Source organism: Rhodococcus sp. I2R (assembly GCF_020889545.1).
In the GTDB taxonomy this organism is placed as follows: Bacteria; Actinomycetota; Actinomycetes; order Mycobacteriales; family Mycobacteriaceae; genus Rhodococcoides.
In genome coordinates, this window is record NZ_JAHUTG010000002.1 from 254,145 (window position 1) to 280,160 (window position 26,016).

27 protein-coding genes and 4 tRNA genes are annotated in these 26,016 nt (G+C 64.3%); 24 read left to right on the forward strand and 7 right to left on the reverse strand.

The features are described 5' to 3' along the window. Positions 1 to 7: 7 nt before the first annotated feature. Genes KVY23_RS02930 through KVY23_RS02940 form a run of 3 tightly spaced genes read left to right on the forward strand, consistent with a single transcriptional unit; the run spans position 8 to position 2,105 of the window. A complete protein-coding gene (locus KVY23_RS02930) occupies positions 8 to 637 on the forward strand; it encodes a PaaI family thioesterase (protein WP_230555234.1) in 630 nt (209 codons plus the stop codon). Continuing rightward, entirely contained in the window at positions 634 to 1,605 is a 972-nt protein-coding gene (locus KVY23_RS02935) for an o-succinylbenzoate synthase (protein ID WP_294636429.1), read from the forward strand. The genes KVY23_RS02930 and KVY23_RS02935 overlap by 4 nt, the downstream gene beginning before the upstream one ends. 53 nt (positions 1,606 to 1,658) lie before the next feature. Beyond that, positions 1,659 to 2,105 (forward strand): hypothetical protein, encoded by a 447-nt coding sequence (locus KVY23_RS02940; protein ID WP_206509348.1) that lies wholly within the window; start codon positions 1,659 to 1,661, stop codon positions 2,103 to 2,105. Between the two features lie 49 nt (positions 2,106 to 2,154). On the opposite strand, the gene KVY23_RS02945 is transcribed toward KVY23_RS02940, so the two are convergent. From KVY23_RS02945 to KVY23_RS02955, 3 genes are read right to left on the reverse strand one after another with little or no spacing between them, the layout of a single operon-like run. Further along, entirely contained in the window at positions 2,155 to 3,573 is a 1,419-nt protein-coding gene (locus KVY23_RS02945; RefSeq protein WP_075839262.1) for a DUF2252 domain-containing protein, read from the reverse strand. Between the two features lie 35 nt (positions 3,574 to 3,608). Then, on the reverse strand, positions 3,609 to 4,655 hold the full coding sequence (locus tag KVY23_RS02950) for an AbrB family transcriptional regulator (RefSeq protein WP_230555235.1): 1,047 nt from the start codon (positions 4,653 to 4,655) through the stop codon (positions 3,609 to 3,611). Then, complete coding sequence (locus KVY23_RS02955) at positions 4,652 to 5,248, reverse strand: flavin reductase family protein (RefSeq protein ID WP_075839261.1); 597 nt, start codon at positions 5,246 to 5,248, stop codon at positions 4,652 to 4,654. The genes KVY23_RS02950 and KVY23_RS02955 overlap by 4 nt, the downstream gene beginning before the upstream one ends. Before the next feature lie 89 nt (positions 5,249 to 5,337). On the opposite strand from KVY23_RS02955, the gene menD reads away from it, so the two are divergent. Beyond that, positions 5,338 to 6,951, forward strand: coding sequence for a 2-succinyl-5-enolpyruvyl-6-hydroxy-3-cyclohexene-1-carboxylic-acid synthase (gene menD, locus KVY23_RS02960; RefSeq protein ID WP_230555236.1), 1,614 nt, complete (start codon positions 5,338 to 5,340; stop codon positions 6,949 to 6,951). Here menD and KVY23_RS02965 read toward each other — a convergent pair. Then, a complete protein-coding gene (locus KVY23_RS02965) occupies positions 6,948 to 7,466 on the reverse strand; it encodes a DUF2505 domain-containing protein (protein WP_075839260.1) in 519 nt (172 codons plus the stop codon). The two genes, menD and KVY23_RS02965, sit on opposite strands and share 4 nt — an antisense overlap. A 55-nt stretch (positions 7,467 to 7,521) precedes the next feature. Between KVY23_RS02965 and KVY23_RS02970 the strand changes: the two genes are divergently transcribed. From KVY23_RS02970 to KVY23_RS02980, 3 genes are all read left to right on the forward strand, one after another. Next, positions 7,522 to 7,959, forward strand: a complete 438-nt coding sequence (locus tag KVY23_RS02970) for a DUF3592 domain-containing protein (RefSeq protein ID WP_374108684.1) — start codon at positions 7,522 to 7,524, stop codon at positions 7,957 to 7,959. Between the two features lie 91 nt (positions 7,960 to 8,050). Further along, positions 8,051 to 9,199 carry a glycosyltransferase family 1 protein gene (locus KVY23_RS02975; protein WP_187346745.1) on the forward strand — a complete coding sequence of 383 codons (1,149 nt, stop codon included), beginning with the start codon at positions 8,051 to 8,053 and terminating at the stop codon, positions 9,197 to 9,199. Between the two features lie 36 nt (positions 9,200 to 9,235). Further along, positions 9,236 to 9,925 (forward strand): demethylmenaquinone methyltransferase, encoded by a 690-nt coding sequence (locus KVY23_RS02980; protein ID WP_294636435.1) that lies wholly within the window; start codon positions 9,236 to 9,238, stop codon positions 9,923 to 9,925. A gap of 21 nt (positions 9,926 to 9,946) precedes the next feature. On the opposite strand, the gene KVY23_RS02985 is transcribed toward KVY23_RS02980, so the two are convergent. After that, positions 9,947 to 11,170, reverse strand: a complete 1,224-nt coding sequence (locus KVY23_RS02985; RefSeq protein WP_075839258.1) for a geranylgeranyl reductase family protein — start codon at positions 11,168 to 11,170, stop codon at positions 9,947 to 9,949. A gap of 152 nt (positions 11,171 to 11,322) precedes the next feature. On the opposite strand from KVY23_RS02985, the gene KVY23_RS02990 reads away from it, so the two are divergent. Both KVY23_RS02990 and htpX read left to right on the forward strand, forming a co-directional pair. After that, entirely contained in the window at positions 11,323 to 12,342 is a 1,020-nt protein-coding gene (locus tag KVY23_RS02990) for a polyprenyl synthetase family protein (RefSeq protein ID WP_230555237.1), read from the forward strand. Positions 12,343 to 12,434: 92 nt separating this feature from the next. Further along, entirely contained in the window at positions 12,435 to 13,295 is an 861-nt protein-coding gene (htpX, locus tag KVY23_RS02995; RefSeq protein ID WP_230555238.1) for a zinc metalloprotease HtpX, read from the forward strand. Between the two features lie 68 nt (positions 13,296 to 13,363). On the opposite strand, the gene KVY23_RS03000 is transcribed toward htpX, so the two are convergent. Next, complete coding sequence (locus tag KVY23_RS03000) at positions 13,364 to 13,864, reverse strand: YajQ family cyclic di-GMP-binding protein (RefSeq protein WP_075839257.1); 501 nt, start codon at positions 13,862 to 13,864, stop codon at positions 13,364 to 13,366. 154 nt (positions 13,865 to 14,018) lie between these two features. On the opposite strand from KVY23_RS03000, the gene KVY23_RS03005 reads away from it, so the two are divergent. The 11 genes from KVY23_RS03005 (at position 14,019) to rplA (ending at position 18,821) form a co-directional block, all read left to right on the forward strand. After that, positions 14,019 to 14,101: transfer RNA gene (locus tag KVY23_RS03005), tRNA-Tyr, on the forward strand. Positions 14,102 to 14,254: 153 nt separating this feature from the next. Continuing rightward, positions 14,255 to 14,327 (forward strand) — tRNA-Thr (locus tag KVY23_RS03010). 63 nt (positions 14,328 to 14,390) lie between these two features. Then, a tRNA-Met gene (locus KVY23_RS03015) sits at positions 14,391 to 14,463 on the forward strand. Positions 14,464 to 14,523: 60 nt separating this feature from the next. Beyond that, positions 14,524 to 14,691: a 50S ribosomal protein L33 gene (rpmG, locus tag KVY23_RS03020; protein ID WP_075839256.1), complete on the forward strand. Its 168-nt coding sequence runs from the start codon at positions 14,524 to 14,526 to the stop codon at positions 14,689 to 14,691. Between the two features lie 170 nt (positions 14,692 to 14,861). Continuing rightward, the gene (gene hadA / locus KVY23_RS03025; protein ID WP_187346746.1) at positions 14,862 to 15,347 is read left to right on the forward strand and encodes a (3R)-hydroxyacyl-ACP dehydratase subunit HadA; all 486 of its coding nucleotides are present in this window, start codon (positions 14,862 to 14,864) and stop codon (positions 15,345 to 15,347) included. Beyond that, on the forward strand, positions 15,334 to 15,759 hold the full coding sequence (hadB, locus tag KVY23_RS03030; protein WP_075839254.1) for a (3R)-hydroxyacyl-ACP dehydratase subunit HadB: 426 nt from the start codon (positions 15,334 to 15,336) through the stop codon (positions 15,757 to 15,759). The genes hadA and hadB overlap by 14 nt, the downstream gene beginning before the upstream one ends. Before the next feature lie 201 nt (positions 15,760 to 15,960). Next, positions 15,961 to 16,033, forward strand: a tRNA-Trp gene (locus KVY23_RS03035). A 68-nt stretch (positions 16,034 to 16,101) separates the two neighbouring features. After that, positions 16,102 to 16,599: a preprotein translocase subunit SecE gene (gene secE / locus KVY23_RS03040; protein WP_075839253.1), complete on the forward strand. Its 498-nt coding sequence runs from the start codon at positions 16,102 to 16,104 to the stop codon at positions 16,597 to 16,599. Between the two features lie 66 nt (positions 16,600 to 16,665). Further along, positions 16,666 to 17,493 (forward strand): transcription termination/antitermination protein NusG, encoded by an 828-nt coding sequence (nusG, locus tag KVY23_RS03045; RefSeq protein ID WP_206509358.1) that lies wholly within the window; start codon positions 16,666 to 16,668, stop codon positions 17,491 to 17,493. A 78-nt stretch (positions 17,494 to 17,571) separates the two neighbouring features. Then, on the forward strand, positions 17,572 to 18,006 hold the full coding sequence (gene rplK / locus KVY23_RS03050; protein ID WP_075839252.1) for a 50S ribosomal protein L11: 435 nt from the start codon (positions 17,572 to 17,574) through the stop codon (positions 18,004 to 18,006). Between the two features lie 92 nt (positions 18,007 to 18,098). After that, a complete protein-coding gene (gene rplA, locus KVY23_RS03055) occupies positions 18,099 to 18,821 on the forward strand; it encodes a 50S ribosomal protein L1 (protein WP_206509359.1) in 723 nt (240 codons plus the stop codon). A 57-nt stretch (positions 18,822 to 18,878) separates the two neighbouring features. Here the strand turns inward: rplA and KVY23_RS03060 are convergent, their stop codons facing one another. Then, positions 18,879 to 19,781 carry an alpha/beta fold hydrolase gene (locus tag KVY23_RS03060; protein WP_230555239.1) on the reverse strand — a complete coding sequence of 301 codons (903 nt, stop codon included), beginning with the start codon at positions 19,779 to 19,781 and terminating at the stop codon, positions 18,879 to 18,881. A 371-nt stretch (positions 19,782 to 20,152) separates the two neighbouring features. Between KVY23_RS03060 and KVY23_RS03065 the strand changes: the two genes are divergently transcribed. From KVY23_RS03065 to KVY23_RS03080, 4 genes are all read left to right on the forward strand, one after another. Next, entirely contained in the window at positions 20,153 to 21,391 is a 1,239-nt protein-coding gene (locus tag KVY23_RS03065) for an SDR family oxidoreductase (protein WP_230555240.1), read from the forward strand. Between the two features lie 195 nt (positions 21,392 to 21,586). Next, on the forward strand, positions 21,587 to 22,330 hold the full coding sequence (locus tag KVY23_RS03070) for a phosphatidylserine decarboxylase (RefSeq protein ID WP_230555241.1): 744 nt from the start codon (positions 21,587 to 21,589) through the stop codon (positions 22,328 to 22,330). Beyond that, the gene (locus KVY23_RS03075) at positions 22,327 to 23,502 is read left to right on the forward strand and encodes a hypothetical protein (protein WP_230555242.1); all 1,176 of its coding nucleotides are present in this window, start codon (positions 22,327 to 22,329) and stop codon (positions 23,500 to 23,502) included. Before KVY23_RS03070 ends, KVY23_RS03075 begins: the two co-directional genes overlap by 4 nt. After that, a complete protein-coding gene (locus KVY23_RS03080) occupies positions 23,499 to 25,757 on the forward strand; it encodes an MMPL family transporter (protein WP_230555243.1) in 2,259 nt (752 codons plus the stop codon). The genes KVY23_RS03075 and KVY23_RS03080 overlap by 4 nt, the downstream gene beginning before the upstream one ends. Positions 25,758 to 26,016 lie beyond the last annotated feature (259 nt).

The following is a 26,016-nucleotide window of genomic DNA, read 5'->3' on the forward strand; positions in this document are numbered from 1 at the left end:
TGCTGGCATGAGTGAAAAGGCAGGCCAGGACGAGTACGAGCATCATGGTGGATTCCCCAAGTACACCGCTGCCGACGTCGGGCCCGAATTCGGTCGACTCGTCGAGGCCCTTCGCAGACTGCAGGATCTGGCTGTCAGCGCCGCGCCGACGCCCGAGCTGACCGTCGAGGTAGCCGAGAAGGTGGAGGCGCTCAACGAGCTGCTGGCGCCGTTCCAGGTGCCGGAGGGGCAGGCCCCCGCCGGGCGTGTGATGTCTCTTCCCGGACGTGGCTCGTTGCTGATGCTGCCGTGGACGCTGGAGAAGTTCGATCCGGAGGGTGTGCGCAGCCGCGGAACGTTCCGTCGTTTCCATCTCGGCGGAAACGGCGCGGCGCACGGGGGCACGTTGCCACTGCTCTTCGACGACCTGTTCGGCATGATCCAGCACGCCTACGGGCGCCCCATCAGTCGCACAGCCTTCCTGCACATCAACTACCGCAAGGTCACTCCACTGGACACCGAGTTGGTCATCGAGGGCAGCGTCGATCGTGTCGAGGGGCGCAAGACGTTCATCAGCGCGGTACTGAAGGACACCGAAGGCAACGTCCTCGCGGACTGCGAGGCGCTGATGGTTCAGCTGCTGAAGGGCCAGCAGTGACAGACACCTCCGTCGAGGATGTGTTGGATGGGGCGCACGTGCTGGCGCTCCCGATGCGAACCAGGTTCCGCGGAATCAGCACCCGCGAGGTCGTGCTGTTCCAGGGTCCGGCCGGATGGGGTGAGTTCGCACCGTTCGTCGAATACGACGATCAGGAGTCCTCGGCGTGGCTACGGGCCGGCATCGAGGCAGCCTGGGAGGGCCCACCGAAGCCGTACCGCGAACGCGTCCGCGTCAATGCCACCGTCCCCGCGGTCTCGCCCGACGCGGTGGAGGGGATTCTGGAGCGCTACGCCGGCGTCGACACGGCGAAGGTGAAGGTTGCCGAAAAGGGGCAGACCCTCGCCGAGGACATCGCCCGAGTGCGGGCCGTACGGGCCCGCGTCCCACGGGTGCGCGTCGACGCCAACGGGGGCTGGTCCGTCGAGGAGGCAGTCACCGCGCTCACCGCGTTGCTCGAAGACGGCGAGCTCGAGTACGCCGAACAGCCGTGCGCGACGGTTCCCGAGTTGGTCGAGGTTCGCCGGCGTCTGCCGGGTGTGCGTATCGCGGCCGACGAGAGCATCCGGCGCGCCGAGGATCCGCTACGGGTCGTCCGAGCCGGGGGAGCGGACGTTGCCGTGCTGAAGGTCGCTCCGCTCGGGGGCATGCGCGCGCTGTTGGAATTGGCCGGAGAGCTCGGCGAATACGGTGTGCCGGTGGTTGTCTCCAGTGCTCTCGACTCGGCGGTCGGGATGGCTGCGGGCCTCGCCGCCGCCGCGGCGATCCCCAAGCTGGAATTCGCCTGCGGGCTCGGCACCGGAAGTCTGTTCACGCAGGACGTGTGCGAGCACGCCGAACTCGTCGACGGTACGTTGGCTGCTGCTGTCGCGGTGCCCGATCCGGAGCGGCTGCAGGCCCTGGCCGCATCGGAGGATCGGGTGGCGTGGTGGCACGATCGAGTCCGGCGGTGCTTCACCCTCCTGTAGTACTCTTCCCCGGTTCGCGTGGCCGAAAAAATACCATCCGAGAGGAAATCGAAGTGGTTGCTGCACTGAAGGAATCTTTGCTCGATGAGTCGAAGCGCGATGTGCTGATGCCGGACATTCTGGCACTGATCGACGCCGAGGTTGCGGACAAGAAGGGCGCCAGCGGCCTCGCCGTCAAGGGCGGATACGGGGCTGTCAAGAAGGTCGGACCCTCGTACATCGACCGGGCCGTGGAGGCGCTCTGGCCGGACTTCGTGGCCCAGCTCGAACCGTTCTGGCAGTCGTACAACGCCGCGCCCGCCGGGTCGTTCTCGGACTACCTTGTCGCCAACTCCGACCAGGTGTCCAACGCGTTGCTGTCGGTGACAGACTCGCGCATCGAGGAGACCGACAAGAGCGTCGTCAAGAAGTTCTACGGCAGCCTGCGCGGCTCGGCGCAGAAGAACGTCGTCGAGGCGCTTCCGCGTGTAGGCGCACTGGTCACCAAATACGCCGGATAGGAGCTACGCGCATGTGAGTGGAAATACATAGGGGGACACGTATTTCCACTCACATGCCGGCGAAGCGGCCGTTCTTGACCGCCTGCACCAACTGCGCGTGATCGGCCTCGGTCTGGTCGGCGTATAGCCGAGCGAATCGGCACAGTGCCGTGTCCAGAGCATCGGAACCCCCGGCATAGCCCGAGATCATCGACGCCCCACTCGTGCGGGCATGGCCCTTCGCCAACAGGCGCCCGACCACTCCCGCGTAGTCGACCAGCGCGGGCGCATCGATCGAACCGAGATCGATGGTGCCCTTCATGTTGCGGAACTGTCGTACGTAGTACTGCCGACCGTCTATCGTCGTCCACCCGAGCAGCGGATCGCTCACGGTCTGCAGGTCCTGCTGATATTCGACGACGCGTTGTCCCTGATGTGCGTGCCAGGCGTCCTCGCCGTGCACGTAGGGCGCCAGGACCGACCGTCTGGCCTGCTTGAGTTGCAGAAACACCACGTCGTCGGGACTGCTGCCCTCGAGCAGCGCCACGTACGCCCGCAGCCCGACGCTTCCCACACCCACGACTCGGTGCGCGACGTCGATCAGGGTGTAGCCGCCCAGTACCCGCCGCCAATGCGGCGAGAGGGTCTCGAGGTACTCGTCGAGGCCTTCGGCCAGCAGGTTCTCGTCGCGCTCGGGTATCCGCGTGGTGATCGGCGGTTCCTCGACCAGTCGCCGCGTCCCCTCGTGCTCCTCGGTGAACTGCGGCAGTACCCGGTCGCTGGTGCGTCGGCGGGCCTTCTTCGTCGCCCGTTTGATCTCTCTGCGGAGCGAGCCCTCGGTGGCGTCGGCCTGCAGTTTCTCGGCCGTCAACCGTTGAAACGAACGCGACATCAGCGGTTCGTCGGCCAGCCGCGAGACCTCGATGCGATATGCCCGAACGCAGGCGGCGACGGCATCCTCACACTGCGATTCGCTGTGGCCGTTCTGACGGCCCGCCACCCAGATGCTTGCGACGAGGCGTCGCAGATCCCACTCCCAGGCACCGGGGTGGGCCTCGTCGAAATCGTTGAGGTCGATCACCAGGTCGCGCTCGGGGGAGGCGTAGAAGCCGAAGTTGCCGAGGTGGGAGTCGCCGCTCACCACAGGATTGATGCCTGTCGACGGCAGCAGCGCAACGTCGCGCGCCATCACGATCGCGGTTCCGCGCAGGAAGCCGTACGGCGACTCCATCATGCGTTCGACGCGGACCGGGATGAGCCAATCGATGCGGCCCTCGTGGGAGAACTCGATCTGACGGATCGGATCCAGGCGATCGAGGGGCGGGTTCCACTCGCCCATGGACTCGCGAGAAACCTTCTCACGCAGGGATCTTCCCAGTTGGTACCGCTCTGCGCGCGGTGTTGTCCTGGCCCGCAGTGTGGCGTAGGACTTGCGATCGTCATCACCGACGGCGGGACCTACCGCGTGGCCGAAGCGAGTATCGGGCATAGCTGAACTCTAAGTCCTGCCACGGCCGCATCGAGTCAGGGCCGTCGATAGTGGCGCACGATCTTGGCGCCCACCGGGACCGCGAAGAGCATCATGAACACCCTGATCACTTGCGCGGCAACGACGAACGTGACATTGGCGCCGGTGGAGGCCGCAATTGCGAGGACGGCATACACACCGCCCGGGGTGGTGGCGAGATAGCCGTCGTACGCCGACATGGACGTCGTGGCGGCGAGCGCGAGTCCGAGGACTGCGCACCCGACGGTGATGCCGATGATCAACAGCAGGGCGGTCGGCAGTATCCGCGAGATCATGCGCAGACTATCCATCGTGAACTTCAGTCCCGCCTGCCAACCGATGCCGATGTACGCGGCGGTGAGCAGCAGCGCCGGCACATTGCCATCGATGGAGACTCCCAGCAAGTCGATGGCCGTCACCACGATCATCGGCCCGAGCAAGCCCGGGGCGGGCAACCTGATCAGACGGGCCAGCAAGTAACCGACGGCCGCGCAGATCGCCACGAAGGCAAGATCGAGCAACCACGGTGCGCCCGCGTCCGAGGTGTCGATGATGGCGTCACCGTTCCCGTGCGCGGAGAACACCACGATCGCGACGATCGGCATCGTCGTCGTCACCAGCACGACTCGCAGGTACTGCACCACGGCGACGATGCGTTCGTCGCCGCCGAGTTCCTGCGCGATCGCCACCAACCCCGACGCCCCGCCGGCGACGAGTGCCAGCGCGCCGGTCAGCGAATCCACGTCCCGACGCAGTCCGAGCAATGCTCCCGCGGCGATGGAGAGCAGCAGCGTCCCGACGCACGCCGCGACTACGGGCACCCAGGCGTCACCGAGAGTGGCCAGTGCATCGCGCTGGACCAGAGTGCCGATTTCGACGCCGAGCACTGCCTGTGCGGCGATTCCCCAGCGGCGCGGTACGCCCGATCTCGGTGCCCACCCGGCCAGCGCGAACACCAGCGCGACGAACAGTGCGACGAACAGGCCCGCGGACGGAACCGCGAGCCAAGAAGCCCCGGCCGTCGCTACGACGGTGATCAGGGCAAGGGTGAGCCAGCGGGTCAAGTAGGGACGCCGGGGCGATCGATCGTACGCACCTCCGGCGGCATGCCCCATTCGGTTCGGCCGAGACGGCTCAGCGGTGCAATGGCCTCGAACGACGGGAGGCCGTCCGCGGCGAGGAACTCGGGGCGCACGGCGATCGCGACGACGCGTCCCATCACCACGAAGGAATTGCCGACCTCGATGATTCGATGCAGCGTGGCCTCGATGGCAACGGGGGATTCGGCGACGCGAGGCGGGGCAACCTTCTCGCTCGGCTCACTCGCGATGCCGAGGGCTTCGAGTTCGCTGACGCCGTGTTCGTAACCGGCGGAGGACGCGTTGATCTGCTCGACCATGTGCGCCGTCGCGAGATTGATCACAAACTCGCCCGTTGCCTCGATGTTCCGCAGGCTGTCCTTGCGTCCCACTGAGGTGAATTGCACCACCGGCGGGTTGGGCGAGGAGACCGAGAAGAAGCTGTACGGAGCGAGATTGGCGACCCCCTCGGCGGACACGGTGGACACCCACGCGATGGGACGGGGCACGACCGAGGCGGTGAGCAGGGGATACAGGCCACCGGGCGGCATTGCTGACGGGTCGAAGACAGTGCGCACACCGTTATCGTGTCAAACATTCGTGCGGTGATCAGCACGGCCCGCGGGCCGAATAGGTCGACGCGACGAGAATCTGACAATCTGGAGAGGTGAATCCGTCCAGCGCACAGGCCGCAACTGTCGTCGACGAACTCGTTCGTGGTGGTGTTCGCGATGTCGTACTGTGCCCGGGTTCGCGCAATGCGCCGTTAGCGTTCGCGCTGCAGGACGCGGACACCTCGGGCCGGCTCCGGCTGCACATGCGGATCGACGAGCGCACCGCAGGCTTTCTGGCACTGGGGCTGATCATGGGCAGCGGTGGACGGCCCGTGCCGGTTGTGATGACCTCGGGGACCGCGGTGGCGAACCTCGGCCCGGCGGTGCTCGAAGCCAACTACGCCCGGATGCCGCTGGTGGTGCTCAGCGCGAACCGTCCGTACGAGATGCTCGGCACCGGCGCCAACCAGACCATCGAGCAGTTGGGGTTGTTCGGCAGCCAGGTCCGCGCGACCATCAGTCTCGGTCTAGCCGAGGACGGCGACGGTCAGAACAGTCAGTGGCGCAGTGCGGTCTGCCGAGTCCTCGCTGCTGCTCGTGGCACCCGCTCGGGCAATGCCGGCCCGGCGCACTTCGATATCCCGCTTCGTGAACCACTGGTTCCCGATCTCACCGACCTCACGCCTGCCCCGCAGGGCCGGGCCGGCGGCGCTCCCTGGACCACGACGCAGATGGCGACGCTGGACGTGCCTGTCGACGTCGACCTGAGTGTGGACACGATCGTGGTCTCCGGCCACGGGGCGGCCCTGCGTCCCGAGCTCGCCGGTCTGCCGACGGTGGCCGAGCCGACGGCTCCGCTGCACGGCGTTCCGCTGCACCCGCTCGCTCTGGCACAACTCGAACCCCGGCAGGCGATCATCACCGGTCGGCCGACGCTGCATCGAGAGGTGTCGTCCTTGCTGGCGAACCCGTCGGTTGAGGTCATCGCGCTCACCACCGGGCCGCGCTGGCCGGATGTCTCCGGAAACGTCCTCGCCACGGGAACCAGGGCGATCACCTCGGGCAGCCCCCGCGGCGGCTGGCTCGAGCGCTGCACGGAGTTGTCCGCGCGCGCCGACATGGCAGTGCGCGACGAACTCGCGGCGCACCCCAAGCCGACTGGCCTGCACGTCGCGGCGACGGTGATGTCCTCGCTCCGAGACGGCGATCAGCTCCTGCTGGGAGCGTCCAATCCGGTGCGCGATGCGGCCCTGGTGAGCTATCCGACGCACGGGGTGCGGGTGCTCTCGAACCGCGGCGTCGCGGGCATCGACGGGACCGTCTCGACGGCCGTCGGCGCGGCGCTCTCCGGTTCGGGTCGCACCATCGCGCTTCTCGGCGACCTGACATTCCTGCACGACGCGGCGGGGTTGCTGATCGGTACCGGTGAGCCGCGGCCGAGCGATCTGACCATCGTCGTGGCCAACGACGACGGCGGCGGAATCTTCGAACTTCTCGAGCAGGGCGATCCGCAGTACGCGGGGGCGTTCGAGCGGGTGTTCGGGACGCCGCACGGGATGGATCTCGCGGCCTTGTGTGCGGCATATCGGATCGAGCACCGCAGCGTCGACGTGTCGTCCCTGGCTGCGGCGCTGAGCGAGGGCACCGAGGAGATCCGTGTCCTCGAAGTGACCACCGAACGCTCGGGGCTGCGCGAACTCCACGCCGGGATTCGCACGCGCCTCTAGCTGTTGGGTGTCATTCCGTCCTGCTTGCGCGCCCACTCGACTGTTTCGCGCGTCTCCCGGTCGACCATGTCCTTGATCATGTCGTTGACGAGCGACTCGATCTTGCCGCCGATCAGCGGGATCTTCACCGTCGAGATACCGCTGACCGTCAGCACGGTTCCGGATCCGCCGGGACGCAGCGTCATCGTGCCCTGTACCCGGGCTGCGACCGCCGTCGCCCCGCCTTGCAAGGTCCCGTCGGCGCGGTCACCGTCGAGTGGGCCCCAGTAGTCGGTTCGAGTGATGAGCAGTTTGCCCCTGACCACCTTCTTGACGAACCCGGGCAGTTCCGAGGTACCGACCTCCTCGGACATCTCGACGGTCAACCCGCCGTTCCCGTGTGCCGTCAACGCGTAGCCGTCGACCTTCTCGGCCTTCGCGAAGCGCGCGAGCCACTGATCCGTGCTGGTGAGGGCCTCGTGCACATCGGCCGGCGTGTACTCGGAATTGATCGTGAACTCGAAGTCGCGAGACATGTCGAACAACGCTACCGGAGCGGTCGTCTACAGCGGCCCAGTAACGTCTGGGGGCGTGAGTACTCGCAGCGTGAACATCGACGAGCGCACCGCGAAGATTCGGCGGCGGGCGAGGGCCTCGGTGTTCGTGGTGGCAGTCGGTCTGTCGGTGCTGGCTTTCCTGCTCGTCGTCGCTGCGTGGCAGAACGATCGCACCATCACTTCCGACGAGGGGCGAGCGACGGCAGAAGTGCTCTCGGCCGGGAAATTGAGGTCGGCGATCAGCTTCGTCACCCCGGACGGCGTGACCCACAACCCCGAGTTGGGCGTTCTCTACCCCACCAATCTCATCGCCGGTCAGAACATCGACGTCGAGTACGCGCGATCCGAACCGGATCTCGTTCGAGTATCCGGACGCAACGCCTCCGTGGCCGTCGTCCCAGCGGCCTCCGTCGTGGTCGTGACATGGGCAATAGCCGACCCGCTCATGTTCCTGCTCAGACGCAAGCAGTGAGGTGAACGCGATCAGATGATTCGCGCGAACTTCGCCCACTCGTAACGTCCTCGCTCCCAAATGGCCGGAACGGCTGCCCACACTGGGGATCGTGCGAGTAGCCATCGTTGCGGAATCGTTCCTACCCAACATGAACGGCGTCACCAACTCGGTGCTCCGAGTCCTCGAGCATCTGGAGAGAACGGGCCATCAGGCGATGGTCGTCGCGCCGGACACCCCGGCCGGCAAGCCTCGTGCGGCAGTCGAACACGGGCGCACCCCGGTGCACCGGGTACCGGCCGTCATGGTGCCCAAGGTCAGTTCGCTGCCCGTCGGACTGCCCGGCCCCGGTCTGACGTCGACGCTGCGCGAGTTCGATCCCGACGTCGTTCACCTGGCATCGCCGTTTCTACTCGGCGCCGGCGGGCTCGCCGCAGCCAACCGCCTCGGCGTTCCGGCAGTGGCCGTCTACCAGACGGATGTCGCTGGATTCGCCGAGAGCTACGGCCTCGGACTTACATCCCGTGCCGCGTGGCGCTGGACCAGGCGAGTGCATCGCGGCGCCGCCCGAACCCTCGCCCCGTCCACGTCCGCGGTGGACGCACTCGAACAGCACAAAATCCCTCGCGTGCACCGATGGGCCAGGGGCGTCGACGCGATCCGATTCGCGCCGTCCGCTCGCCGCGAGTCCCTACGCAGGCAGTGGCTCGGTGACGGCAACGCACAGCTGATCGTCGGATTCGTCGGACGGCTGGCACCGGAGAAGCATGTGGAGCGGCTCGCCGCTATCGCAGACAACCCCGACATCCAAATCGTTGTGGTGGGCGACGGCCCCGACCGCGCCTCCCTGGAGCAGTTGATGCCGTCGGCGATATTCACCGGCCAGCTAGGCGGCGACGATCTCGCGCAGGCGTACGCGAGCTTCGATGTGTTCGTGCATCCCGGTGAGCACGAGACTTTCTGCCAGGCCGTGCAGGAAGCCCTCGCCAGCGGCATCCCGGTCATCGGGCCGGACGCGGGCGGGCCGCGCGACCTGATCTCGCACTGCCGCAACGGGTACCTGCTGCCCGTGGACCGTTTCACCGAACTGCTCCCCAGCGCGGTTACCGCGCTGGCCTCGTCGTCGATGAGAGCCCGGTTCGGTGAAGCCGCACGCAAGTCCGTCCTGCACCGCACCTGGCCGGCGATCTGCGACGAACTGCTCGGTCACTACAGCGAGGTACTCGGCTGGGAGTCTCGTCGGTCGCTTCGATCCGCCTGATTCTGAGCGGATGCGTGCTGACGTAAGCTCGAATTCGTGTCCACAACGCGTGCAACGCTCGACAAGGAACCACACGAGGTCGCGTCGATGTTCGACGGCGTCGCCCGTCGATACGACATCACCAACACAGTTCTGTCCTTTGGTCAGGATCGCAGCTGGCGCAAGCTCACCCGCGAGGCGTTGAACCCGAAACCGGGGGAGAAGGTGCTCGATCTCGCCGCCGGCACCGGCGTCTCGACCGTCGAGCTCGCCCGCAGCGGTGCGTGGTGCGTGGCAACGGACTTTTCGAAGGGCATGCTGCAGGCCGGTTCGGAGCGTCCGGTCCCCATGGTCGCCGGTGACGCGATGCATCTGCCGTACGCCGATGCGAGTTTCGACGCAGCGACCATCTCCTTCGGGTTGCGCAACGTCTCCGACTTCCGCGCCGGACTGGCCGAAATCGCTCGCGTCACCAAGCCGGGTGGACGCCTGGTCGTGTGTGAATTCTCGACGCCGGTGTTCGCACCGTTCCGGACGGTCTACATGGAGTACCTGATGAAGATGTTGCCTGCGGTCGCGCGCGCGGTCTCGTCCAACCCCGACGCGTACGTCTACCTCGCCGAGTCGATCCGTGCGTGGCCCACGCAGGAGCAGCTGGCTGCCACCATCGCCGAGAGCGGATGGTCCTCCGTACAGTGGCGCAACCTCACCGGCGGGATCGTCGCGCTGCACCGCGCCGTGCGTTAGCGCGGCATCATGTGAACTGCATCATGTGAACGGGGGCCGGGAGTCGATTCTCGACGACGCGCTGCCGGTCGCACGCCATGCCCGCGCGACGAGATCGGTATCGGCGTCGGTGACGAGGTTGCCCATGACACGAACTGCGACGGTCATCAGCGCGCGTGAGCGCATGCCGATGGGACCGGTCGCCGGGAGGAATCGGGGCACCGTCAGCAGACCTGCCAGGCGCCGAGCGATGGAGAACGCCTGCCCGTAGTGCTCGCGCAGCAGGTTCGGCCACGTCAGGGTCAGATCTCTCTCGTCGAGGAGATCGGCGATCATGCGGCCGCCTTCGAGGCCGTAGTCGATGCCCTCGCCGTTGAGCGGATTGACGCAGGCCGCCGCGTCGCCGATGATCGCCCAGTTCTCGCCCGCGACGTTCGACACGGCTCCGCCCATCGGCAGCAGCGCGGACGCCACCGCTCGTAGGTCGCCGGTGAGGGCCCAGTCGGCGCGTCGCTGATCGGTGTAGAGATCCAGTAGGGGCCGCAGTGACCCGTTCGCGGGCCGCTTCGCGGTCGCGAGGGTCCCGACGCCGATGTTCACCTCGCCGGTACCGAGGGGGAAGATCCACCCGTACCCGGGTTGCAGTGTGCCGTTGCCGTCCCTCAGTTCGAGGTGCGAGGAAATCCACTCCTCGTTGGACCGTTCCGAACCGATGTACGCTCGTGCAGCTACTCCGAAGACAGTGTCGCGGTGCCATTGTCGGCCGAGTTGCTTGCCGAGCGAGGAGCGGACCCCGTCGGCTACGACGAGCTTGTCGCAGCGGATCTCGTCACCGCCGTCGAACACGACCGAGGTGACTGCGTTGCCCCGGCGTTCGACGCCGACTGCCTTGGCGCCCTCCACCATCGCCGCGCCGGATTCGACTGCGACGCGCCGGATCCGGTCGTCGAGCTCGGCTCTGGGAACAGCACTCCCGACGACGGGCAGTGATCCACCCGGCCATTCGAGTTGCAGCTCCTGTCCGAATCCGGACAACCGAAGCCCGCGGTTCTCCGCGCGCCCCCGCGTCCACTCACCGAGCCCGAGTCGGTCGAGTTCGGCCATGGCACGCGGCGTCAGGCCGTCGCCGCACGTCTTGTCGCGGGGAAAGGTCGCCGAATCGGCGAGGATCACGCTTCGACCCGCTCGGGCGGCCCATGCCGCGGCGGCCGACCCGGCCGGACCGGCGCCGATGACGAGGACGTCGGTGGATCGGGGAGAAGTCACCCATCCAGTAAAGCAGCGCTGCCGGCGTGGGATCTGCAGTGGTCTGGGGCACCTTCCCTCTGCACGGCACACTAGGTTCATTACGGTAGTGCGGGGGTAAGTCGGGATCGCAGTGAAACCGTTGCAGGACGAACAGGACAGGACCAACAATCGTGAGCACAGACGACGCGGCCGGATCGACGGTCGTTGCCGGGGTGGATCTCGTCGATCCGGAGCTTGCACGAACCGTCGCCGCCGGACTGGAGAGCGTCGAGAAGTTGATGATCTCCGAGCTGTCCGACGGCGAGGACTTCCTCACCGAGGCAGCTCTTCATCTCGCGAAGGCGGGAGGAAAACGGTTCCGTCCGCTGTTCACCGTTCTGACCGGCCAGCTCGGACCGAAACCGACAGACGAATCCATCGTCACCGCTGCCACCGTCGTCGAACTGGTCCACCTGGCCACGCTCTACCACGACGATGTGATGGACGAGGCGACGATGCGCCGCGGGGCGGAGTCCGCCAACTCGCGCTGGGGCAACAGCGTCGCCATCCTGGCCGGCGACTACCTGTTTGCGCATGCCTCGCGTCTGGTCTCCACTCTCGGCCCCGAGGCGGTACGCATCATCGCCGAGACCTTTGCGGAGTTGGTCACCGGTCAGATGCGCGAGACGATCGGCGTCAAGCGGGACGAGGATCCCATCGCGCACTACCTCCGAGTGGTGTGGGAGAAGACCGGATCGCTGATCGCTGCCTGCGGTCGATTCGGTGGAACGTTCTCCGGTGGCGACGCCGATCACGTCGCCGCGCTCGAGCGTCTCGGCGACGCTGTCGGCACGGCGTTTCAGATTTCCGACGACATCATCGACATCTCGTCGGCGTCGGAGCAGTCGGGCAAGACTCCGGGCACCGATCTTCGGGAGGGCGTGCACACGCTGCCGGTTCTGTATGCGCTCGGCGAAGCGGGAGCCGACGGCGACCGGTTGCGTGAGCTGCTCGATGGCCCAGTCACCGACGAGGACGCACTGGCGGAGGCCCTGACGTTGCTGGACCGCTCACCCGGAATGACGAAGGCGAAGGCCACGCTCGGAGACTTCGCTGCGAAGGCCCGCGCCGAGCTCGACAAACTTCCCCAGGGTGCGCCGAACGACGCGCTTGGCCGGTTGGTGAACTACACGGTCGAGCGGGTCGGCTGAGCAGTTGCTCGGGAACCCGACAAGGTGCCGCGATCGTTGATATCTCGAGAGTTGTCCTCGAGATATCGAGGTAGTCCCGGGAAGAGGCGGCAATGAGCTACGCAAACGGTGTCAAGACCTTCGGTCTGTTGATCGGAATGTCGGCGCTCATCGTCTTCATCGGATCGCTGTTCAACAGTCCGACGATTCTGTTCCTGTCGGTTGCGCTTGCGGTGGGCATCAACGGCTACGTCTACTTCAACAGCGCCAAGCTGGCTCTGCGCTCGATGCACGCGCAACCGGTCACCGAGGTCGAGGCGCCCACGATGTACCGAATCGTGCGTGAGCTCGCGACCACCGCCCACCAGCCGATGCCTGCCCTCTACATCAGTCCGACCAACAGCCCCAACGCGTTCGCGACCGGTCGGAACCCGCGCAACGCTGCGGTGTGCTGCACCACCGGAATTCTGCAGATTCTCGACGAACGTGAGTTGCGTGCCGTGCTCGGCCATGAGCTCAGCCACGTCTACAACCGCGACATTCTCATCTCCTCGGTTGCCGGCGCGATGGCTGCTGTCATTTCCGGCCTCGCCAATTTCGCGCTGTTCGCTTCGATGTTCGGCGGTCGGGGTGGCAACGGCGCCAACCCCCTCGCGCTGCTGCTGGTGTCGATGCTTGGCCCGATTGCGGCGACCGTGGTGAAGTTGGCAGTGTCCCGCTCACGGGAGTATCAGGCGGATCAATCTGGCGCGGAGCTCACTGGGGACCCGTTGGCGTTGGCCTCGGCGCTGAGGAAGCTCGAGCGCGGCGTGCAGGCGGCCCCGCTGCCCCCTGAGCCGCGCATCGCAGCGGAGGCGCACCTGATGATCGCCAGCCCGTTCCGGGCGGGGGAGAAGGTCGGCAGGCTGTTCGCGACGCATCCGCCGATGGCCGACCGCATCGACCGTCTCGAGCGGATGGCGCGCGGCTTGTAGGCGGCTTCGCCGCATGTGAGCGAAAGTACATAGTCCGTCACGTATTTCCACTCACATGCGCGCAGCGCCTACCGGTAGTTGACGAACTGTAGGGCGAGGTCGAAGTCCTCGGACTTCAGTAGCTGCTGAACGGCCTGGAGGTCGTCGCGTTTCTTGCTGCTGATGCGCAACTCGTCGCCCTGGATCTGCGCCTTGACGCCCTTGGGCCCCTCGTCGCGGATCTTCTTGGTGAGCTTCTTGGCATTTTCCGTGGAGATGCCCTGGACGAGCTTGCCGGTCACCTTGTAGACCTTGCCCGAGGCTGCCGGATCGTTGGCCTCGAAGGCCTTGAGCGAGACGTCGCGGCGGATCAGCTTCTCCTTGAAGACGTCGAGTGCCGCCTTCACCTTCTCTTCGCTCTCGGAAGTAATGACGATCACCTCCGCATCGCCGCTGCCGGACCACTCGATGACGGTGCCCGACCCGCGGAAGTCATAGCGAGTCGCCAGCTCCTTCGCTGCCTGACCCAGAGCGTTGTCGACCTCCTGACGATCGACCTTGCTCACCACATCGAAGGAAGAATCTGCCACTGAGTACTCCTGTGTCGAATCGATTGCTTTTCGGACTTCGGCCCCGACGTTAGCCGGTCCGCACCCCCGCTATCCACCCGGTTTGCGTTCCCGGGGGCCGTTCGTTGTATTCTTCTCTCCGCGTCGAAGAGTGTGAATCTCTTCGGGTGCACACGGCAGATTGCCCGAGCGGCCAATGGGAGCGGACTGTAAATCCGTCGGCTTATGCCTACGTAGGTTCGAATCCTACATCTGCCACACAGGAACCCCAGCGAGATGACCTCCCGCTGGGGTTTCTACTTTCGAAGAGGACCGCAAGATGGCCGCTGAGCATGCAATTTGGCAGTCGGCGTTCGGAATGTGTAACCTCTTGAAGGCTTCGGCGCACAGCTTGTCCGTGCGCAGATGCACGCCCCCTTAGCTCAGTCGGTAGAGCGTTTCCATGGTAAGGAAAAGGTCAACGGTTCGATTCCGTTAGGGGGCTCGCTGGATTGGATAGTTCGCTTCGCGCCTTCTGCAGTGAGAGGGTGTAGGGGTGAGCACCTGAGGCGGTGTAGCTCAGTTGGTAGAGCAAACGACTCATAATCGTTGCGTCGCCGGTTCAAGTCCGGTCACCGCTACACAAGAAAACTGCACAGTCCTGATTAACCGGATCAGATTTACCCGAAAGTAGGCATCCAGTGGCCTCCTCCACCGATGTGCGGCCCAAGATCACCTTGGCCTGCGACGTTTGCAAGCACCGTAACTACATCACGAAGAAGAACCGTCGCAACGACCCCGACCGCCTCGAGCTGAAGAAGTTCTGCTCGAACTGCGGAACGCATCGTGCGCACCGCGAGTCTCGCTAGCTGCGACCCCCTCGGCTGCTGGTTCTCGTTCGGAGTCGACGCCACGCGTTAGGCCTGTTACTCCTGCCCTAACGCGTTTGCGTCCTGGGTAGATAAGGTTTTCTTTCGGCGTGAGTGAGTCAGAGCAGAATTCCGAGTCGCTGCAGGATCCGGCGGCGCATGCGGCCTCGATGGTCGGTCACCACTACAAGGTGGAGCACGTCTACGAGGTCGGCCGCGAGAAGGTTCGCGAGTATGCGCGTTCCGTCCAGGATTGGCATCCGGCGCACCACGACGAGGACGCGGCGCAGAGCCTCGGCTACGACGGACTGCTCGCCCCGTTGACGTTCATCTCGTTGGTCGGGATCATCGCGCAGAAGCGGATGTTCAAGGAGTTCATCACCGGCTACGACCCGAGCCAGATTCTTCAGACCGATCAGCGCTTGGAATTCCACAAGCCCATCTCGGTGGGCGACGAGCTTTCCTGCGAGGTCTTTCTCGATTCGTTCCGTCAGATGAGCGGCAGCGACATCATCACCACCAAGAACATCGTGACCGATCAGAACGGCGAGCTCGTGCAAACCACGTGGACCACTCTGGTGGCGCGGACCGGCGGCGAAGTCGACGAGAACATCGCCCACGCTGTCAAGGAAGTGATCATGCATGGCGCTTCGTAGATTCGCGGATGTATCCGTCGGCGAGGAACTGCCTGAACGCGTGGTGAAGCTGACTCGCGGCGATCTGGTCAACTATGCCGGTGTTTCCGGCGACCCCAATCCGATCCACTGGAGCGACGAGGTCGTCAAGCTCGCGGGTCTGGACAATGTCATCGCGCACGGCATGCTGACCATGGGACTCGGTGCTGGCTTCGTCACGTCGTGGCTGGGTGATCCTGGCGCAGTGACCGAGTACAACGTTCGTTTCACGAGTTCTGTCTACGTGCCCGCGGATTCGGCTGCGTCGGTCGAGTTCGCCGGCAAGGTCAAGTCCGTGGATCCGGACTCGAAGTCAGCGGTCATCGCCATCATCGCAAAGTCCGAGGGCAAGAAGATCTTCGGTCGCGCGACGGCCACCGTCCGTCTGGCCTGACTCGGACGACCGGGCCCGGACGCCGGCGGTCCGACGGGGATTTCGGGGTTCCCCAGCCTGTGCAGTACACTGAGATTTCTGTGGTCGTTCAGCGCTGCGCGCTGCCATAGCTCCATCGGGTTCGTCCCGAACATGGAGCTGACGGGTAGCGCGTATGTTGTGTGACCGCAGGACGGTCCTGTCCGTCTCGGACGGGTCCGAAGGGGCGTAGCTCAATTGGTAGAGCAACGGTCTCCAAAACCGTAGGTTGCAGGTTCAAGTCCTGTCGCCCCTGCCCAAGTCGCTCGCGCCTCGCCTTCACGGCGAGGGCGGCGATGGTGTCAGCTACTGAGAGGAACGACGGTGAGCGAGGAGCGCGGTAAGCGCGAAGACGGGTCCGAGGACTCGTCAGCGTCCGACTCGTCGGCGCCAGGTTCGCCGACGCCCGGCAACACCGAGGCCGGAGCTGCTCCCCAAACGGGGGCGTCTGCGTCCTCCGATGTCGGTGCGGTCAAGCCGACCGGTAAGCGGACCGCTCGTCGACGCGGGGCGTCGGACAGCGATCCGTCCGGAGCCAAGGTTTCCATCTCCAAGTCTTCCTCTGCTGCGGGCGCCTCGACTTCGCGCTCGGCTCTGAGCACGCGCGAGGTCTCTCGCGAGCCCAAGCGCATGAATATCTTCAAGCGCTTGCGCAAGTTCCTCCGTGAGGTCATCGCCGAGCTGCGGAAGGTGATCTGGCCGAACCGCAAGCAAATGGTCACGTACACGAGCGTCGTGCTCGTGTTCGTGGCGTTCATGGTCGCCTTCATCAGCGGGGCCGACATGGCGTTCATCCGCGGCATCGAATGGGTGTTCGGCTGACGAACGGCGTTCGATTTTCGCGATGATCTCCACAACTTGCTTCAAACGACAGAAAGGGTGCCTGCTGTGAGCACGCCGCACAACGACGCCACCGAAGTGGCCGCATTCGACGCCGATGTCGAGGCGACCAAACAGGGCCTCGAAGCGGAGCAGGCCGCTCAGGACCGCGAGACCGACGAGGCCATCGCCGCCGATGTGGCTGCTGCTGCAGGCGACGACGCAGTTCCCGCTGACGATGCAGTCTCCGCGGACGACGCCGATGTCTCGGCAGAGCCCGAGGATCCGGTTGCCGAGATGAAGGCCGCGCTGCGTCGCGCCCCCGGTGACTGGTACGTCATCCACTCGTACGCCGGTTACGAGAACAAGGTGAAGGCGAACCTCGAGACACGCGTGCAGAACCTCGATGTCGGCGACTACATCTTCCAGGTCGAGGTTCCGACCGAAGAGGTTACCGAGATCAAGAACGGGCAGCGCAAGCAGGTCAACCGCAAGGTCTTGCCCGGTTACATCCTGGTCCGCATGGAGCTGAACGACGAGTCCTGGGGCGCGGTGCGTAACACTCCAGGCGTCACTGGTTTCGTCGGTGCCACGTCCCGTCCGTCGCCGTTGACGATCAACGAGGTCGTCAAGTTCCTCATGCCGCAGGAAGGCACGAAGAAGGACGCGAAGGACTCCAAGTCCACCGGTGAGCAGGGCGAAGCGACGTCGAAGCCGACCATCGAGGTCGATTTCGAGGTCGGCGAGTCGGTCACCGTCATGGACGGTCCGTTCGCGACCTTGCCCGCCAGCATCAGCGAGGTCAACGCCGAGCAGCAGAAGCTCAAGGTGCTGGTGTCGATCTTCGGCCGTGAAACCCCGGTCGAACTCGGCTTCACGCAGGTCGCCAAGATTTAGCCGGCGCCACTTCAGCGAGAGCCGCACACACTTGCAGTAGGAACCGCAAGAAACCCGAGCGAATACAAGGAAAAAGAAATGCCCCCGAAGAAGAAGAAGCTAGCCGGGATCATCAAGCTTCAGATCCAGGCCGGAGCGGCCAACCCCGCTCCTCCCGTCGGCCCCGCATTGGGTCAGCACGGCGTCAACATCATGGAGTTCTGCAAGGCGTACAACGCCGCGACCGAGTCGCAGCGCGGAAACGTCGTGCCGGTCGAGATCTCGGTCTACGAGGACCGCACGTTCGACTTCAAGCTGAAGACCCCGCCCGCTGCCAAGCTGCTGCTCAAGGCAGCCGGTGTCGCCAAGGGTTCGGGCGAGCCGCACAAGACCAAGGTCGCCAAGGTGACCATGGATCAGGTGCGCGAGATCGCCAAGACCAAGGCCGAAGACCTCAACGCCAACGACATCGACCAGGCCGCGAAGATCATCGCCGGCACTGCTCGTTCGATGGGCATCACAGTCGAAGGCTGATTTACCCCTGCGGAGCGACCAGAAGACACAGAACGTGGGAGGGCCGGCCAGGCCCGTCAACCACACTGAACCGAATTTAAGGACAGTAAGACATGGCAAAGCGCAGCAAGGGCTACCTCGAGCAGGCAGCCAAGATCGACGCGGACAATCTGTACACCCCTCTCCAGGCAGCGAAGCTCGCCAAGGAAACAGCGTCGAGCAAGTTCGACGCGACCGTCGAGGTCGCCGTTCGTCTCGGCGTCGACCCTCGCAAGGCAGACCAGATGGTGCGCGGCACCGTCAACCTTCCCCACGGCACCGGCAAGACCGCTCGGGTCATCGTTTTCGCCGCTGGTGAGAAGGCTGCTGAAGCAGAGGCAGCAGGAGCCGACGTCGTCGGTGCAGAAGATCTGATCGAGCGCATCCAGGGCGGTTTCCTGGACTTCGACGCCGCGATCGCCACCCCTGACCAGATGGCCAAGGTCGGCCGCATCGCACGTGTCCTCGGACCGCGTGGCCTGATGCCGAACCCGAAGACGGGCACGGTCACCAACGATGTGACCAAGGCCGTTACCGACATCAAGGGCGGCAAGATCAACTTCCGCGTCGACAAGCAGTCCAACCTGCACTTCGTTATCGGCAAGGCATCGTTCGACGACACCAAGTTGGTGGAGAACTACGGTGCAGCGCTGGATGAGATCCTTCGCGCGAAGCCGTCCTCCGCCAAGGGCCGCTACGTCAAGAAGGTCACCGTGTCGACGACGACCGGACCAGGTGTCCCCGTCGACCCGAACCGCACGCGCAACCTCCTCGATGATGACGGTGCGGAAGCGTAATTCGCCTCGTACGAATCGAAAGAAGCCGGCCCCCACGGGGGCCGGCTTCTTTCGTGCTCAGACTCTCGCGAAGTTCGAGCCGAGTTCTCCGAGTATCTCGTCCCACAGTTGACGCGGCAGGTCGTGGCCCATGCCGTCGATGAGGTGCAGTGTGGAGCCGTTGATTGCACGTGCAACGGCGCGGCCCCCGCTGGGGCGCATGAGTCGGTCGGCGAGGCCGTGGATGACGACGGTCGGTGTCGAGATCTGCGCGGCGATACGACGAAGGCTGCCGGTGCCGGTGACGGCAGCCATATGACGCAGCGCCCCTGCGGGGTTGTAGTTGCGGTCGTACATCTCGCCCGCAGTGAGGAGGAGTTCGTCCATCGGCGTCGGGTACGCCGGGCTGCCGATGATGCGACGAGTGTTGGCCGAGTGGGCGACGATTTCATCGCGCGATGCATCCGGGCCGGGGCCTTTCATGAGCGGGAGCAGCGCCCGCGGATCCGGCGGCGGTAGAAACGCCTCGTTAGTACTCGAGAAGATGACGGCGCTGCTGAGAACGCGCTCGGGGTAGAGCCCGGCGAAGACCTGCGCGATCATCCCGCCCATCGATGCTCCGACGACGTGGACCTGTCGGATCTCGAGGTGGTCGAGTAGGCCCTTGGCGTCGAGGGCCATGTCTTTGAGCGTGTACGGAACCCTGCTGGACGCCCCGAGCTCGGTTCGCAGGAGCCGCAGCAGTGCGGACCCCTCGATGCGTTGACCGTTCATCTTCGTCGACAGTCCGATGTCGCGGTTGTCGAACCGGATCACTCGGAATCCCTGCTCGGCAATGCGCTCGCAGAACTGCCTCGGCCACAGCGTCATCTGGGCGCTCAGGCCCATGATCATCAGGACGACCGGGTCATCAGGATTGCCCATGTCCTCGTAGGCGAGTTCGATTCCGTTGGACGGCGCGAAGCCGGTGCACGACTGCATGTATCCCTCTTACCAGCTCGGGTCGCCGAGCAGGGGGACAACGAGAAAGCTGGGGTGATCGGTGTCGATGACTATGTCGTGCAAAAGGGGTGATGCATTAGGGTCTTCTATTCGACTGAACAGTCAGAGGCGCTGTTTGGCCGGCAAGGCAAGACTATCGACTCGGGTTGAGTCTGGTTATCCGCAGTAGCATCTGCGTTGTAGACCATCATCATTGCAACCGGTCTGCTTTGTTAAACGTCTTTACATACCCGAGGGTTTGCAGTGGGGGTTCTCAAAGATCCACAGTACTCGTCCAGATGCGGGAATTGCCGTTGTAATTTTGTGCCCGAACGTCGACCAATCGGACGAAGTGCAGCAGGGGGAACCGGATGAATGTAGAACAGATGTGGCGCGAAGGATCGTTGCGACCGCTGTGGCCGCACGCAGATGCGTTGATCACCAACGAATGTCCGGGTCTGCGTTTCAACGGAAAGTACGCCGATGTGGTGGCTCTGAGCACCGGCGACCCGACGGCACTGCGCCCGCAGATCGACGAGGAGACACGTCGGCGCGTGGCGGCGATGCCGCCGCCGCGGCTGGACACTGCATTGGTGCTCGGAGCCAACGGATTTCTGGGGGCCCACCTGATCGGTCGACTCACCTCGGATCCACTCGTGGAGACCGTGTGGGCGATGGTGCGACCTACGGAGGAAGAGACCGCGCAGGAGCGGCTGCAACGTACTTTCGACCGCTACGAGATCACGGTCGACTCGAGCAAGATCCGTATCGTCGAGGGCACACCCACCGCCTTCCGCTTCGGGCTGGACAAGGCTTCTTACTTCGAGTTGGCGGCGGGGGTGGGGCAGATCTTCAACTGCGCCAGTTCCACCGACTACACCGAGAGCTACGTCGATCTGCGTGAAGACTGGTTCGTCAGCGTTCTGCGAATTCTCGAGTTCAGCATCACCTCCACCCGCAAGCACCTCACCTATGTGGGCAGCATCGGGGGACACCTGTATCAGAAGCCGGAGGACTTCCGTCGTCCCGACTCGTGGTGGTATTCCGGCTACGCCCAGATGAAGTGGGTGAACGCGGCCCTGCTCGGATGGCTCTCGCATACGGACACCTACTCGGTGACCGTGTGCGAGGCTCCGTACATCCTCGGCCGGACCGACCTGGGCCTCGATCCCGGACGGGCGTACAGCTTCTGGCGAATCATCGAACTCGCGATCGCCGTGGAAGCGATCTGGGATGGCCCCGGTATGAACTATGTTCCGGTCGACGTGATCACCGAGGTGATGGCCAGTAACGCACTGCGCACTCACCCCATGACGCGTCTGCTCCCGAGCAACCCCACGGGCTACGGACATGATCTCTATGCCGACCTTCTCAGCCTCGACCTGGTGAGCTGGGAAGAATTCGTTCAGCGCGTGAGCGACCGCATTTCGCCGAAGTTCGCCAAGACCATGCTGTCGGAGAATATCGACAAGCTCATGCGACTCGTGCACAAGCCCGAAGCCATCTTCCCGCTGGATCACGACACCTCGTGGTGCGATCACCGTCGGCTGTTCGAGTTGTACTTCGACAAGGCCGAGCTGAAGGCTCTCACGCCTGTTTCGGTCGAGTGACGTGGTGCCCCCGCGAGAGCCGACCTCGGTGCGTCTGCGCGAGACTCCCATTCGAGCTGAACTCGTCAATGCCGTTCTCTCGCTGGGCTTCTATGTGGTGTGCCTGCTGATCGGGTTGTTTCCTCGTCGGATCCGAGATCGGCTGGCGAATGCTTTTGTCAGCTGGTCCGAGTCCGTCGACGAGAGGCGATATACGTGAATGTTCTGCTCCGGTGGGCCGTCGGCGTGGGGGCAGTGCTGGCGGGCTTGTTCGGGCTGTTCTTGTATTGGCGTCTTCGCTTCTTCTTCAGGGATCCGCACCGCGTGCCGCCGGCCGACACGAGGGCTGTTGTCGCGCCGGCCGACGGGTTCGTCACCTACGTCAAACGCGTGGAGCGGGGGGCGATTCCGCACGCCACCAAGAAGGGGCGTTCGATCCCTCTCGAGGAGTTCACCAGTATGAACTCCTCGGCGAGTGGGTACCTCATCGGAATCTACATGTCCGAGTATTCGGTGCATCGCAATCGAATTCCGGTGGCGGGTATCGTCAGCTTCCGGCAGCACCGATCCGCGGCGCCGTTCAATAAGTCCATGGCCCGGGTGGGAGCAAACCTGCTCACTCGCCACACCCCGTACGACGAGGGTTGCGATTACATCCTCACGAACGAGCGGCTGACCATCGCAATCACTCATCGGTCGGGGTCGGTCCTGACCGTGACGCAGATAGCCGATCTGTGGGTCGACCGCATCGTCGCCAACGTTGCAGTGGGCCAAGCAGTTTCGCGTGGCGAGCAGTACGGCATGATCCGCTTCGGTTCACAGTGCGATGTGTTCCTCCCCGACGACTTGGTCGAGGAGGTCACCGTGACACCCGGGCAATACGTGTTCGCAGGGCAATCGGTGGTGGCACGGTCGCCGATTTCAGTTGCTGAAGGCCCCTTACTCGAAGAGGAAGCATGAGAACAGTTCGACAGGTCGAGACAACTCGTGACTGGACCGATTTCAAGACCGTCGCACACCGGATCTACCGAGACGATCCGTTCGGACTACCCGACGAGACCATCGATCTCGATCGTGTCCTCATCGACCCGCCGTCCTCCATCGCAGCCACCCGACGAACGTGCGCGTTCGTCGCCTACTCCGACGACGAACCGGTCGGACGAATCGTCGCCATCCACGATCTGAATTTCACCGGTTACACCGCAGAACCGATTGGATTCTTCGGCTTCTACGAGGCGATCGACGATCAGGCGGTCGCCGACAGTCTGCTCGACGCTGCCGCGCAGTGGCTTTCCGGGCGCAAGCTCGCTTCCATGTCGGGTCCCTTCGGTCCCTCGATGTTCTACAGCGCCGGAATCGTCGTCGACGAGGTGCCGAAACTTCCCCTGATCGGAATGCCGCACAACCCGTCGTACTACGCGAACCACTTCGAGAAGTGGGGGCTGGTCGGCATCAAGGACTTCTACAGCTACCTGTTCGACGACCCGTGCATGATCTACAACCGCCCCGAGTACGCCCGGCACATGCAGATTTTCGAGAAGATTCGGGCTCGTTCGGAAATCACGTTTCGACCCATGAAATATCGGTCGCTGCGACGCGATGCGCGGATCGTGCAGGGCCTGTACAACAAGACGTTCACGAACTTCTGGGGATATTCACCGCTGTCGTACGTCGAGTTCCTCGAACTGCTGAAGATGATGCTGCCCATCCTCGATCGCAAGCTCACGCTGCTGGCCGAACTGCACGGCAAGCCCGTCGGATTCCTGATGGCGATACCGGATGCGAACGTGGCGGCGTCTCGGGCAGCTCGATTCTCGTCGAGATGGATGCGAGCGGCTGCCACGCTGTGGCACGTCAAACGTCGTGGCAAATCTCCAGTGATCGACGGTGTCCGGGTGGACATGCTGTTCGTCGATCCAGAATGCCCGGACAAGGCGGTGGCGTCGCTGTTGATCATGGAGCTGTCACAGCGGATGCGCGATCGTGGCTACACGCGGGTCGAGGCCGCCCCCGTCCTCGATGACAGTCCATGGATGAAGGGTTCGGTGCTCACTCGGGTAGAGCACACACCACATCGCACCTACCGGATCTACAACTGCGATCTGTCGACGATTCCCGGTGGTTCGTCGTGACCGCAACCGCGACGCCAGAGCGGACGGGCACAGACCGTGTGGGCGTCGGTGACCGATGGGGCCGGTTGATCGCACGACATCGTTGGATCGTGTTGGCGGTCTGGGCGGTGTTGGCCGTGGGATCAGCCCTGATGTACCCGTCTTTCCAGAACAGTCTCGTCGGTGTCAACTTCTCGGTTCCCGGTACGGATTCGAGCAAAGCGGACGAGCTGGTCGAACGCCATTTCAGCTCGTTCGGGTCCGAGCAACTCGTCGTCACGTTCACCTCGGATTCTGCGACCACCTCGGACGCGGTGTATCGGGAACGCGTTCGCGAGGTCGTGTCCTCGCTGAGGCAGTCTCCCGACGTCATTCGCGTGGTCGACCCGTACGAGACATTCGGGCTCATCCCGCAACTATCCGAGGACGGCACGTCGGCGGTGGCGCTCGTCGGCGTCGGTGGTGGCCCGAGCGAGCGGGTTGCTGTGGCCGAGCGCATTCAGGAATGGCTGTCGGGCACGTCGGGTGAGGGCATTGAGGTGGCACTCACCGGCTACTCACCGATGACGGTGGATTTGACCAGGGTGGAATCCGCCGATGCTCTTCGCGCAGAGAGCATCGGCCTGCCCATCGCATTCGCGGTGCTCGTCGTCGCGCTGGGAGCCGTGGTCGCTGGGATCGTTCCGCTCGTCTCCACCGGCATCGGCGTGCTCGCCGCCTTCGGGGTGTTCTCACTGCTGTCGAACGTGATGACGTTCGACGTGCTGGTCACCACGGTCGCGTCGATGATCGGGCTGGGGCTCGGAATCGACTACGCCTTGTTCATCGTCAGCCGTTTCCGTGAAGAAGTCGTGCGAAACTCGGTTGCCTCGCGGCAGGACCGAAAATCGATCGAGCGAGCGGTCGGGGTTGCGATGGGCACAGCCGGGCACACCATCGTCATCTCCGGACTCGTAGTACTCATCGCTCTCGGTGCCCTGACCATCGTGGAAGTTCCTGCAGTGCGCAGTATTTCGCTCGTGGTGGCACTGACCGTGTCGTGCGTCGTGCTGGTGGCGTGGACGCTTCTGCCGGCGATTCTCGCGATTCTCGGTCCTGCCGTCGGCAAGGTACCGATCCCGAAGCGATTTCAGCCACCGCTGGCGAGCGGCGAGGACACAGTGCCCACCTGGTGGTCGCGGTGGGCTCGACACGTGATGAAGCGTGCTTGGCGCTACACCGCTCTGACCACCCTGATATTGCTCGCCTGCATGGTTCCGATCGGCTCGATCCAGTACGGCGTCGACCTCGGTGGCGGTGCACTGAGCGCCGAACCCAGTGGGCGCGCCAACGCAGTGCTGACCGACAAGTTCGCAGCCGGGACGATCTCGCCCATCACAGTGGTGTTCACCGGGGCCGACGACGGACCGCTGAACTCCGAACAAGCCGATACTGTCGCGAGCCTGTCGGACGCCGTTCGCTCCGACGACCGGGTCGCCTACGCGCTGGCGCAGCAGGAAGACGGACGCTCCATGCTCGTGGTGGTGCCGTCGGTGCCGATCGACTCGAACGCAGCCTCCGAACTAGTGGTGGACATACGGGATCAGGCCGATGCCCTCCGCGGTATCGACGGCACGAACGCGTCCGTCGGCGGCACGACGGCGCTCGTCGTCGATGCCTCCGACGAGATCGCAGGCAAGCTTCTGTGGGTGATCGCGGCGGTGCTGGCGTTCTCGTTCGTCTATCTGGCGTTCGTCTTCCGCAGCCTGGTGATTCCGATCAAGGCGGTGGCGATGAACGTTCTCGTCACCGGTGCGGCACTGGGCTTGACCGTGGCAGTGTTCCAGTGGGGTTGGGGCTCTGACCTTCTCGGCTTCGAGAGTTCCGGGTACATCCAGGTTTATCTACCCGTCACCGTGTTCGCGGTGGTGTTCGGTCTGTCGATGGACTACGAGGTCTTCCTCATCGGACGGATGCGAGAAGTGTTCGTCAGGGGACGGGACAACGAGGCCGCGATCGTGGACGGGATCGAACACACTGCGAGGCCGATCACCGCCGCCGCGGCGATCATGATCGCGGTGTTCGGCAGCTTCTTGACCGCCGATGTACTCGAACTGCAGCAGTTCGGCTTCGCGTTGGCCGTTGCCGTGCTTTTCGACGCCATACTGGTGCGGATGATGCTGGTGCCCGCGATGATGCAGCTGTTCGGGGCCCGCAACTGGTGGCCGGGGTCGCGCAGCGTTCCTGCATCGGAACCGGAATCCGAACCGAACGCGGCACTGGCGGGAGGTCGGTAGTTCGGGCCGTGCAAGCGTCGTTTTGGAGTTGGTGTTGTACCTGTTGTAGTCTGGTCGACGGTTCGGAATGAGTTGCTCGTGTGAACGAGCTTCGAAGTTCGGTACCGCCCAATCAAGTTCTACCCAAGACCGTTGGTCACCGCCTTCTCGATGGATTCTCCTGACGGATACGCGGTTGAAGGTTCGGATTCGCTCCGGACGGCCCACGCAGGAGAACGAGGTAGGGAACTTGCTGTGCAGCTGGCTTTGCAGCTGCGTA

Excerpts from the sequence above, each read along its gene's own strand:
- KVY23_RS02930 (WP_230555234.1), top strand. The coding sequence starts at position 8 with ATGAGTGAAAAGGCAGGCCAGGACGAGTACGAGCATCATGGTGGATTC.
- KVY23_RS02945 (WP_075839262.1), bottom strand. The coding sequence starts at position 3,573 with ATGCCCGATACTCGCTTCGGCCACGCGGTAGGTCCCGCCGTCGGTGAT.
- KVY23_RS02965 (WP_075839260.1), bottom strand. The coding sequence starts at position 7,466 with ATGTCTCGCGACTTCGAGTTCACGATCAATTCCGAGTACACGCCGGCC.
- htpX (WP_230555238.1), top strand. The coding sequence starts at position 12,435 with ATGAGCTACGCAAACGGTGTCAAGACCTTCGGTCTGTTGATCGGAATG.
- hadA (WP_187346746.1), top strand. The coding sequence starts at position 14,862 with ATGGTCGGTCACCACTACAAGGTGGAGCACGTCTACGAGGTCGGCCGC.
- hadB (WP_075839254.1), top strand. The coding sequence starts at position 15,334 with ATGGCGCTTCGTAGATTCGCGGATGTATCCGTCGGCGAGGAACTGCCT.
- rplK (WP_075839252.1), top strand. The coding sequence starts at position 17,572 with ATGCCCCCGAAGAAGAAGAAGCTAGCCGGGATCATCAAGCTTCAGATC.
- rplA (WP_206509359.1), top strand. The coding sequence starts at position 18,099 with ATGGCAAAGCGCAGCAAGGGCTACCTCGAGCAGGCAGCCAAGATCGAC.
- KVY23_RS03060 (WP_230555239.1), bottom strand. The coding sequence starts at position 19,781 with ATGCAGTCGTGCACCGGCTTCGCGCCGTCCAACGGAATCGAACTCGCC.
- KVY23_RS03065 (WP_230555240.1), top strand. The coding sequence starts at position 20,153 with ATGAATGTAGAACAGATGTGGCGCGAAGGATCGTTGCGACCGCTGTGG.
- KVY23_RS03075 (WP_230555242.1), top strand. The coding sequence starts at position 22,327 with ATGAGAACAGTTCGACAGGTCGAGACAACTCGTGACTGGACCGATTTC.